The sequence below is a fragment of the Klebsiella sp. 2680 genome, assembly GCF_900198535.1.
Taxonomy (GTDB): domain Bacteria; phylum Pseudomonadota; class Gammaproteobacteria; order Enterobacterales; family Enterobacteriaceae; genus Klebsiella; species Klebsiella indica.
The window spans coordinates 85,097-96,234 of sequence record NZ_FZNJ01000005.1; the positions used below are offsets into that span (position 1 = coordinate 85,097).

Below are 11,138 nucleotides of genomic sequence, written 5' to 3' on the forward strand. Positions count from 1 at the left end.
GACCTCTGTAATTTGTATCCGGCGGGTCTGACGCTATTGTTATACACTTCATCCTTCAAGCCGCCTCTGCGTTGGCTGCGCTCGCTCACCCCGGTCACGTACCGCTTGTACGCTCCAGGGATTCACTCCCTTGCCGCCTTGACGCAACTCGAATTTTTTTGTGTAAATTACGCCCATATCCACCGGGACGTTCTATCCGCCTGCATTTTACAAAATTGTTAACAATTTTGAAACAACAAACGAAAAACGATTTTGTCCTTTATTGCCGATAACCTCAAAACACAGAAGAGATTACCAGAAAAAAGCCGGCCGTCAGGCCGGCTTTTTCGCTTACATCACCAGGCGGCGAATATCGCTCAGCATGTTATTGATGATAGTAATAAAGCGCGCGCCATCGGCACCGTCAATCACGCGGTGGTCGAAGGAGAGAGAGATCGGCATCATCAGACGCGGAACAAACTCTTTGCCATTCCACACCGGCTCCATCGCAGATTTAGACACGCCCAGGATGGCCACTTCCGGCGCGTTAACAATCGGCGCAAAGTGAGTGGTACCCAGGCCGCCGATGCTGGAGATAGTGAAGCAACCGCCCTGCATTTCGCCAGCAGTCAGCTTACCATCACGCGCTTTTTTGGAGATAGTCGTCAGTTCGCGAGACAGCTCGGTAACGCTCTTCTTATTCACGTCTTTAAAGACCGGAACAACCAGACCATTCGGCGTATCAACCGCGACACCAATGTTGATGTATTTCTTCAGCGTCAGGCACTGACCGTCTTCAGACAGAGAGCTGTTAAAGCGCGGCATCTGCTCAAGCGCAGCGGCAACGGCTTTCATGATGAAGACAACCGGCGTGAATTTCACGTCCAGTTTGCGCTTCTCAGCTTCGGCATTCTGCTGCTTACGGAACGCTTCCAGATCGGTGATATCCGTTTTGTCGAAGTGCGTAACGTGCGGGATCATCACCCAGTTACGGCTCAGGTTGGCGCCGGAGATTTTCTGGATGCGGCCCAGTTCAACTTCTTCCACTTCACCAAACTTGCTGAAGTCCACTTTCGGCCACGGCAGCATACCCGGCAGACCACCACCCGCAGCAGCCGGAGCCGCTTCAGCGCGCTTGATAGCGTCTTTCACGTAAGCCTGAACGTCTTCGCGCAGGATACGACCTTTACGGCCAGTGCCCTTCACTTTCGCCAGGTTAACACCGAACTCGCGCGCCAGGCGGCGAATCAGCGGGGTCGCGTGAACGTAAGCGTCGTTTTCAGCAAACTCAGATTTGCCTTCCGCTTTTGCCGCAGGCGCGGCGGCCGGTTTAGCGGCCTGAGCAGGTGCAGCGGCAGGTGCCGGAGCAGCAGCAGCCGGCGCTGCGGCAGGGGCGGCGCCTTCCACTTCGAAGACCATAATCAGCGAGCCGGTAGACACTTTGTCGCCAACGTTAACTTTCAGCTCTTTCACCACGCCCGCAAACGGCGCAGGGACTTCCATAGAGGCTTTATCGCCTTCTACGGTGATCAGCGACTGTTCAGCTTCCACTTTATCGCCGACTTTAACCATCACTTCGGTGACTTCAACTTCGTCGCCGCCGATGTCCGGTACGTTAACGTCTTTCGCGCCAGCCGCTGCTGCCGGAGCCGCCGCCGGCCGCCTGAGCGGGCGCAGCAGCAGGCGCAGCGCCCGCTACTTCGAAGACCATGATCAGTGAGCCGGTAGAGACTTTATCGCCAGCGTTGACTTTGATCTCTTTCACGGTACCCGCGAACGGCGCCGGCACTTCCATAGAGGCTTTGTCGCCTTCTACGGTGATCAGCGACTGCTCAGCCGCAACGGTGTCGCCCACTTGCACCAGGATCTCGGTGACTTCAACTTCGTCGCCGCCGATATCCGGTACGTGTACGTCTTTCGCTGCCGCAGCCGCAGGCGCGGCTGCCGGAGCGGCTTCTTTCTTCTCTTCTGCCGGAGCAGGCGCAGCGTCGGCTGCACCGTCGGCGGAATCGAAAATCATGATAAGTGCGCCCGTCTCAGTTTTGTCGCCAACAGAGACTTTAATCTCTTTAACGACGCCCGCCTGCGGCGATGGAACTTCCATAGAGGCCTTGTCGCCTTCTACGGTGATCAGCGACTGTTCAGCTTCAACTTTGTCGCCCACTTTGACCAGGATCTCGGTGATTTCAACTTCATCAGCCCCGATGTCCGGTACGTTGATTTCGATAGACATTATTCTTTTACCTCTTACGCCAGACGCGGGTTAACTTTATCTGCATCGATGTTGAATTTGGTGATGGCTTCCGCTACCACTTTCTTATCGATTTCGCCACGTTTAGCCAGCTCGCCCAGAGCCGCAACAACCACATAAGATGCATCCACTTCGAAGTGGTGACGCAGGTTTTCACGGCTGTCAGAGCGGCCGAAACCGTCAGTACCCAGTACGCGGTAATCATCCGCCGGTACATAAGTACGCACCTGCTCGGCGAACAGTTTCATATAGTCAGTCGATGCCACTGCTGGCGCGTCGTTCATTACCTGAGCAATGTACGGAACGCGTGGCGTTTCCAGCGGGTGCAGCATGTTCCAGCGCTCACAATCCTGGCCATCACGCGCCAGTTCAGTAAAGGAGGTGACGCTGTAAACGTCAGAACCTACGCCGTAGTCTTTCGCCAGGATCTCTGCGGCTTCACGAACGTGACGCAGAATAGAACCGGAGCCCAGCAGTTGAACTTTACCTTTGCTGCCTTCGAGGGTTTCGAGTTTGTAGATACCTTTACGGATACCTTCCTCAGCACCTTCCGGCATGGCTGGCATGTGGTAGTTTTCGTTCAGCGTGGTGATGTAGTAGTAAACGTTCTCTTGTTTCTCACCGTACATACGCTCCAGACCATCGTGCATGATGACCGCAACTTCGTACGCGTAAGACGGATCGTAAGAGATACAGTTCGGGATAGTCAGAGACTGAATGTGGCTGTGGCCATCTTCGTGCTGCAGACCTTCGCCGTTCAGCGTCGTACGACCGGAAGTACCACCGATCAGGAAGCCGCGCGCCTGCTGGTCGCCCGCCTGCCAGCACAGGTCGCCAATACGCTGGAACCCGAACATGGAGTAGTAGATGTAGAACGGGATCATCGGCAGGTTGTTGGTGCTGTAAGAGGTCGCAGCAGCCAGCCAGGATGCCCCAGCGCCCAGTTCGTTGATACCTTCCTGCAGAATCTGGCCTTTCTCGTCTTCTTTGTAATACGCAACCTGTTCGCGGTCCTGCGGGGTGTACTGCTGGCCGTTCGGGCTGTAGATACCAATCTGACGGAACAGACCTTCCATACCAAAGGTACGCGCTTCATCGGCGATGATCGGCACCAGACGGTCTTTTATGGATTTGTTCTTCAGCATCACGTTCAGGGCACGAACGAAGGCGATAGTGGTAGAGATCTCTTTACTCTGCTCTTCCAGCAGCGGGCCGAAATCTTCCAGGGTCGGCAGCTCCAGCTTCTCAGAGAAGTGAGTCTGACGGCTCGGCAGGTAGCCGTGCAGTTTCTGACGCTGCGCGTGCAGGTAGGTGTGCTCTTCGGAACCTTCCGGGAAGGTCACGTACGGCAGTTTTTCGATATCGGCATCGGATACCGGCACGTTGAAACGATCGCGGACGTAGCGTACGCCGTCCATGTTCATTTTCTTAACCTGGTGGGCGATGTTTTTACCTTCAGCGGTGTCGCCCATGCCGTAACCTTTAATGGTATGGGCGAGAATGACGGTTGCTTTGCCTTTGGTTTCCTGCGCTTTTTTCAGTGCAGCGTAGACTTTCTTCGGATCGTGGCCGCCACGGTTCAGCGCCCAGATCTGTTCGTCAGTCCAGTCAGCCACCAGAGCGGCGGTTTCCGGATATTTACCGAAGAAGTGCTCACGCACGTAGGCGCCATCTTTGGATTTGAAGGTCTGATAATCGCCGTCAACGGTTTCTTCCATCAACTGGATCAGTTTACCGCTGGTGTCTTTACGCAGCAGTTCATCCCAGCGACCACCCCAGATAACCTTGATAACGTTCCAGCCAGCACCGCCAAAGATGCCTTCCAGCTCGTTAATGATTTTGCCATTACCGGTAACCGGGCCGTCAAGGCGCTGCAGGTTACAGTTGATAACGAAGACCAGGTTGTCCAGCTTTTCACGGGTGGCAATGGTGATAGCCCCTTTGGATTCCGGCTCGTCCATCTCGCCGTCGCCGAGGAAAGCGTAAACGGTTTGTTTTGACGTGTCTTTCAAACCGCGGTGTTCCAGATATTTCAGGAACTTAGCCTGGTAGATCGCACCGATTGGACCCAGACCCATGGAAACGGTCGGGAACTGCCAGAATTCCGGCATCAGTTTCGGGTGCGGGTAAGAGGAGAGGCCTTTACCGTGGACTTCCTGACGGAAGTTGTTCATCTGCTCTTCAGTCAGACGACCTTCCAGGAAGGCGCGCGCATATACGCCCGGAGAGATGTGGCCCTGGAAGTAAACCAGATCGCCGCCATCCTGCTCGTTGCGGGCGCGGAAGAAGTGGTTAAAGCACACTTCATAGAAGGTTGCAGAAGACTGGAAGGAAGCCATATGGCCGCCCAGTTCAAGATCTTTTTTCGATGCGCGCAGAACGGTCATAATGGCGTTCCAGCGGATCGCAGAACGGATACGACGTTCCAGATCCAGATTACCCGGATATTCGGGTTCATCTTCAACGGCAATAGTGTTCACGTAACCGCCAGTCGATGTGCCAGCAGCCACTTTCACCCCGCCTTTGCGGGCTTCAGAAAGGAGTTGGTCAATCAGATACTGAGCACGCTCAACACCTTCTTCACGGATGACCGATTCGATCGCCTGTAGCCAGTCGCGAGTTTCGATCGGATCCACGTCATTTGGTAAACGTTCTGACATGGGGGTATTCCTTATCTATCTAATCGTTGATTAATCTGGAACCTGTCCCATTGCGCTCTTTGTTCTTCATCTTGCTTTCCGGTGATATCCGGCCTGGCAATACCGCCTCCCCTGACACATAGTTCACTATGTTTTGGGGGTCAGTCACTTGCCGTCGTGATACATCGAAAAGTATTTTGAACAACTAAAAGTGCAATAAGACAGGTTCTGCGTTTAGTTGCCGCGCTCTAAAAGTGGCGCTTAAGAACCGGAGTTCTCATCCTTTCTTTGCTGTAAACGACGCAATGAGCGTTCACGACGGCTCTGCTCACGGCTACGATCCAGCAAGATTTCCTCAATAAACGCCAGGTGACGGTGCGAAGCTTCACGCGCCTGCTCCGGCTGCCCGGCGATGATCGCCTCGAAAATTCGAGTACGATGATTGCTGACCTGCGGGAGCATCTCCCGACGGGCATACAACAATTCAAAATTCTGGCGAACGTTCTGGGCCAGCATGGGCTCCATACAGCGTAGTAGATGGAGCAACACCACATTGTGCGCCGCTTCAGTCACGGCAATTTGATACTGGAGAACCGCGTCGGATTCGGCGTCCAAATCGCCGGACTGTTGCGCAAGCTCGATGGCATGATGAAGTTCACGAATGCGGGTTTTGTCTTCATCCGTGCTACGTAACGCCGCGTAATAAGCGGCGATGCCTTCCAGCGCGTGGCGGGTTTCCAGCAGATCAAATTGGGATTCAGGGTGGTCGGACAGTAGCTCAACCAGCGGATCGCTGAAGCTCTGCCATAAGCGGCTCTGTACAAACGTTCCGCCGCCCTGGCGACGAAGCAACAATCCCTTGGCTTCGAGGCGTTGAATCGCCTCACGCAGCGAGGGACGGGAAACGTCGAACTGCTTTGCCAGTTCACGTTCGGGCGGAAGCTTTTCTCCGGGGCGCAACGTCCCCTCAAGGATTAAAAACTCCAGTTGCTGCTCTATCACATCGGATAATTTTGGTTGGCGGATCTTGCTGTAGGCCATATTCCCTGTCTCTGCCATTAGCCCGGAGTCAATTGGTCTTACCAATTTATAATTCGTATCGCTAAAGTAACAAAGTATTCACCTTCTGTCCATACAGGTTTTGATTGAAATCATTAATGCAGGCATGTTTTAACAACCTTACAGAAATAACATTTCAAAAATGTAACTATGCACAAATGTTGCGTTTACCAGCAAAACAGGGGAATTAACTTAATCGAAACGAAAAACTACGCTATCTGAACCGATTCAAACCCTCACTTAATGAATATAAATTCATTAAATGTGAATAGCTAAATGAGTGACAACAAATGTTAAATTGCGGGGCATCATTTACAAATGGTTTCTTTTTGTTCGCTTCGCCTTCATCCCTTCACAAAGCAGGTGCATTCCCCGGCACTTACCACTATTCTCGATGATACGAAAGGCTTTTACATGAATTACTACCAGGCCTTAAGTAAAGAAATGAGTACAAAAACGGAATTCCATAATTACACAAACACAACAATATGTGCGTTACATCACTCTGGGCGAAACGGACCGCAGACTGACTGACTCGTCGCTGACGATGCGCCCGCCAGCGACGAAAAGAAAAGAGGTCACCTGAAGGATGACGCGTACAAACATAATAACCATAACCACACACGAGGTTTCATGATGGAAGGTCAACAGCATGGCGATCGGCTAAAGCGCGGCCTTAAAAACCGCCATATTCAGCTTATTGCGCTAGGAGGGGCTATCGGTACCGGCCTGTTCCTGGGTAGCGCATCCGTCATCCAAAATGCAGGTCCCGGTATTATTCTGGGCTATGCGATTGCCGGTTTTATCGCCTTTCTTATCATGCGTCAACTGGGCGAAATGGTCGTAGAAGAGCCGGTAGCAGGTTCATTTAGTCACTTCGCTTACAAATACTGGGGCGGCTTTGCGGGCTTCGCATCCGGCTGGAACTACTGGGTGCTTTATGTCCTGGTGGCGATGGCCGAGCTGACTGCCGTCGGGAAATACGTTCAGTTCTGGTGGCCGGAGATCCCAACCTGGGTATCTGCTGCCGTTTTCTTTATTGTCATCAACGCCATCAACCTGACCAACGTCAAAGTGTTTGGCGAGCTGGAATTCTGGTTCGCGATCATTAAAGTTGTCGCCGTTGTGGCGATGATCCTGTTCGGCGGCTGGCTGCTGTTCAGCGGCAATGGCGGCCCGCAGGCCACCGTGCGCAACTTGTGGGAGCAAGGTGGATTTCTGCCGCACGGATTCTCCGGGCTGGTGATGATGATGGCGATTATTATGTTCTCGTTTGGCGGCCTGGAGCTGGTGGGTATCACCGCAGCAGAAGCTGACAACCCGGAACAAAGCATTCCCAGAGCCACCAACCAGGTTATCTACCGCATCCTGATTTTCTATGTGGGATCACTGGCGGTGTTGCTCTCCCTGCTGCCGTGGAGCCGCGTGACCGCAGATACCAGCCCGTTCGTCCTGATCTTCCATGAGTTGGGCGATAACCTGGTGGCCAATGCCCTGAATATCGTGGTATTAACCGCCGCGCTTTCCGTTTACAACAGCTGCGTTTACTGCAATAGCCGTATGCTGTTTGGCCTCGCCCAACAGGGTAACGCGCCAAAAGCGCTGATGAGCGTTGATAAACGCGGTGTGCCGGTCAACACTATCCTCGTCTCCGCAGTGATCACCGCGCTGTGCGTACTGATTAACTACTTTGCCCCGGAATCAGCGTTTGGTCTGCTGATGGCGCTGGTGGTTTCTGCCCTGGTAATCAACTGGGCAATGATTAGCCTGGCGCACATCAAATTCCGTCGCGCCAAACAGCAGCAGGGCGTAGTGACTCGCTTTCCCGCGCTGTTTTATCCGCTAGGAAACTGGATTTGCCTGCTGTTTATGGTGGGTGTACTGGTTATCATGCTGATGACTCCAGGCATGGCCATTTCCGTCTACCTGATCCCGGTATGGATTGCCGTTCTCGGCGTCGGCTATCTGTTTAAACAGAAAACCGCAAGTGCGATAAAGGCATAACATACCCAGACTCTGTGCCCGCCTGTACGGTGGGCGGGCGCAGAGCATTTGATGTGTTCGAAAGACGGAAAACGGATTAAATCAGCGTCCCGTAAATCGTCAGCAGCGCCATAATCACCACTACCACCAGCGATGTTTTTTTCGCCATTGAGACCGCCGCTTTCGGCGTAGCCACATTATCCACGTGCGGCTCACGCGCCAGAGAATACTGCGCCAGGCGTGTCAGCACCTGATACTGAGAAGCGTGCAAATCGCCCAGCGACGCAAACCAGGCCGGTAAGGCTTTTTCTCCATGTCCCACCAGAGCATAGACCACGCCGACCAGGCGTACCGGAACCCAGTCGACCACGTGCAGGATAGCGTCAATCCCCGCCTGTAAACGATGGCGCGGCGTCTGGTAACGTGCGAGCCATGTCTGCCAGGCTCGCAGTGTACAGTAGGCAATAAGCGTTAACGGCCCCCATGCGCCACCGACAACAAACCAAAACAGCGGAGCAAGATAGTAGCGATAGTTAATCCACAACAACGCATTTTGCAGTTCGCTCAGATACTCACGCTGATCGCACCCTGGCGGCACGCCATGAATCAGGGTCAGTTCGCTGGCCATAGCATCGCAGGCACGGCTGTCACCACGGGAGGCGGCTTTCAGGTAAGCATGATAGTGCAAACGGACCTTACCCGCGCCGATACACAACAGGCCAAGCAGGATCCAGAACACCAGCAGCGGAACATTAAACAACTGCCCTTGCAACAGACGCTGAATAATAAAAACGACCACCACCGCTGCGACCACCATCAATACAGTGCTCAAGAGGGAATAATGCTTCACACGGCGAAATAACACTTCCAGCCGGTGATCGAGCTGCCAGTGTTCGCCCAGCTTAAACAAACGCTCAGCAATCAGGACTAGCAGCGTAGTAAACAACGTCATAGCCTCTCCTTATCGGACATCGGGGTCAACAGACCGCGAAACCTTGCCCAGTCAAAGGCCGGGCCGGGATCCGTTTTACGTACTGGCGCAATATCGCTATGGCCAGTGATATTGTCAGCAATCGCTGGATAGCGCGCAACCAGCGACCGGGTAACAGCCGCCAGTTGCTGATACTGCGCATCGGTATAGGCCAGTGTATCGGTCCCTTCCAGCTCAATACCTATCGAAAAGTCATTGCAACGCTCACGCCCGTGGTAGCAGGAAACGCCTGCGTGCCACGCGCGCTTATCGAAAGGCACATACTGCACGATTTCGCCGTCGCGACGAATCAGACAATGCGCCGAAACACGCAGATGCGCTATCTCAGCAAAGAAAGGGTGTGCATCAGGATCAAGCTTGCCGGTGAACAGCGCATCAATCCATGGACCACCAAATTCACCTGGCGGCAGGCTAATATTATGCACCACCAACAAAGAAGGAATTTCATTATCCGGGCGGTTATCGTGATGGGGTGAAGGAACCCGACGCACATCCACCAGCCATCCCCCGTTCAACTGCATGTTGAGTCTCCTTTTACTAACTTATGCACCTGCAGCATTGTGGCCAAAGCATACCTGCCGCCATACGCACTCTCATTCATCCCTCTGGAGCTAAAGCCCCGGCGCTGAAACAGCCTGCAAAATGAAGTGGATGTGGTACGGAAACGTTGTTCAGGTTAGCATGTTTCCTACTTCTGAATCTTATCTATCTGGAGCTTTATCATGTCGCCTCGTCGCTACAATCCCGACCTCCGCCGTGACGCGCTGCTGGAACGTATTAATCTTGATATTACCGATGCCGTCGCCCAATCCCTGCGGGAAGATCTGGGCGGTGAAGTGGATGCGAACAATGACATCAGCGCCCAATTGTTGCCGCAAGAGGCGCGTTCCCATGCAGTGGTGATCACCCGTGAGGATGGCGTATTTTGCGGTAAGCGCTGGGTAGAAGAAGTGTTTATTCAACTGGCGGGAGATGACGTCAACCTCACGTGGCATATTGCCGACGGCGACGTGGTGAAGGCAAATCAGCAGTTATTCGAACTGGAAGGCCCCTCACGAATCCTGCTCACCGGAGAGCGTACCGCGCTTAATTTCGTACAGACGCTATCCGGCGTGGCGAGCGAAGTCCGTCGCTATGTTGATCTGCTGGCAGGTACGAAAACCCAACTGCTTGATACGCGTAAAACGCTACCCGGCCTGCGCACGGCGCTGAAGTACGCGGTCTTATGCGGCGGCGGCGCCAATCATCGTCTGGGCCTGTCCGATGCTTTCCTGATTAAAGAGAACCACATTATCGCTTCCGGCTCGGTACGGCAGGCGGTAGAAAAGGCGTTCTGGCTGCATCCGGATGTCCCGGTCGAAGTTGAAGTCGAAACGCTTGATGAACTAGAGGAAGCACTGAAAGCCGGTGCCGACATCATTATGCTCGACAATTTCACTACCGACCTGATGCGTGAAGCGGTTAAACGCACTCATGGGCAGGCTGCGCTGGAAGTATCCGGTAATGTCACCTTTGATACCATCCGCGAATTCGCCGAGACCGGCGTCGATTACATCTCCGTAGGCGCGCTGACCAAACACGTTCACGCTCTCGACCTCTCTATGCGTTTCCGCTAACCGCCCTTCCCCGGCAGATGCGTCATGCCGGGGCTCTCTTTTACGAGCCGATTCGCATCCCTGTAGCCATTCAGTGCAATCGGCTGAAAAAGCCAGGGATCCGGCTTCACAGCCGACAATCCCCTGCTCGCATCATCTTCTGCTGCCCGGCACAGTGCTCCCGAAGATAACAAGGAGCAACATATGGACAAACAACGCGGCTTTACGCTAATCGAACTGATGGTGGTTATCGGGATCATCGCCATTCTCAGCGCTATCGGCATTCCCGCTTATCAGAACTACCTGCGAAAAGCGGCCCTCACCGACATGCTACAAACCTTCGTGCCTTTTCGCACCGCGATTGAGCTATGCGCGCTGGAGCACGGCGGATTAACCACCTGTGATGGCGGCAGCAACGGAATCCCGGAGCCCGCAACCACCCGCTATATTTCAGCGATGAATGTAGCCACAGGCGTTGTAACGCTCACCGGTCAGGAAAGCCTCAATGGTTTAAGCGTCACCATGACCCCGGGCTGGGATAACGCCAGCGGCATCACCGGCTGGCAGCGCGTATGTAGCATTTCCGGAGACAGCGCGCTTAAGCAGGCCTGCGAAGACGTGTTCCGTTTTAATTGAGGGCC

7 protein-coding genes and 1 pseudogene are annotated in these 11,138 nt (G+C 53.8%); 3 read left to right on the top strand and 5 right to left on the bottom strand.

Annotation, left to right across the window (positions count from 1 at the left end):
* Window positions 1-330: 330 nt before the first annotated feature.
* The 3 genes and pseudogenes from aceF to pdhR form a co-directional block, all read right to left on the bottom strand.
* Window positions 331-2,212 (bottom strand): annotated as a pseudogene (gene aceF, locus FN037_RS19470) (pyruvate dehydrogenase complex dihydrolipoyllysine-residue acetyltransferase).
* A 14-nt stretch (window positions 2,213-2,226) separates the two neighbouring features.
* Window positions 2,227-4,890 carry a pyruvate dehydrogenase (acetyl-transferring), homodimeric type gene (gene aceE / locus FN037_RS19475; RefSeq protein WP_142503003.1) on the bottom strand — a complete coding sequence of 888 codons (2,664 nt, stop codon included), beginning with the start codon at window positions 4,888-4,890 and terminating at the stop codon, window positions 2,227-2,229.
* A gap of 240 nt (window positions 4,891-5,130) precedes the next feature.
* On the bottom strand, window positions 5,131-5,910 hold the full coding sequence (pdhR, locus tag FN037_RS19480) for a pyruvate dehydrogenase complex transcriptional repressor PdhR (protein WP_138362058.1): 780 nt from the start codon (window positions 5,908-5,910) through the stop codon (window positions 5,131-5,133).
* A gap of 651 nt (window positions 5,911-6,561) precedes the next feature.
* Here pdhR and aroP point away from each other — a divergent pair.
* Entirely contained in the window at window positions 6,562-7,932 is a 1,371-nt protein-coding gene (aroP, locus tag FN037_RS19490; RefSeq protein WP_171034907.1) for an aromatic amino acid transporter AroP, read from the top strand.
* 76 nt (window positions 7,933-8,008) lie between these two features.
* On the opposite strand, the gene ampE is transcribed toward aroP, so the two are convergent.
* Both ampE and ampD read right to left on the bottom strand, forming a co-directional pair.
* Entirely contained in the window at window positions 8,009-8,863 is an 855-nt protein-coding gene (gene ampE / locus FN037_RS19495; RefSeq protein ID WP_142503004.1) for a beta-lactamase regulator AmpE, read from the bottom strand.
* Window positions 8,860-9,423, bottom strand: a complete 564-nt coding sequence (gene ampD, locus FN037_RS19500) for a 1,6-anhydro-N-acetylmuramyl-L-alanine amidase AmpD (protein ID WP_138361975.1) — start codon at window positions 9,421-9,423, stop codon at window positions 8,860-8,862. Before ampD ends, ampE begins: the two co-directional genes overlap by 4 nt.
* A gap of 201 nt (window positions 9,424-9,624) precedes the next feature.
* On the opposite strand from ampD, the gene nadC reads away from it, so the two are divergent.
* A complete protein-coding gene (gene nadC, locus FN037_RS19505; RefSeq protein ID WP_142503005.1) occupies window positions 9,625-10,518 on the top strand; it encodes a carboxylating nicotinate-nucleotide diphosphorylase in 894 nt (297 codons plus the stop codon).
* A gap of 183 nt (window positions 10,519-10,701) precedes the next feature.
* Window positions 10,702-11,133 carry a prepilin peptidase-dependent pilin gene (ppdD, locus tag FN037_RS19510; protein ID WP_138361973.1) on the top strand — a complete coding sequence of 144 codons (432 nt, stop codon included), beginning with the start codon at window positions 10,702-10,704 and terminating at the stop codon, window positions 11,131-11,133.
* The last annotated feature ends 5 nt before the right edge of the window (window positions 11,134-11,138 follow it).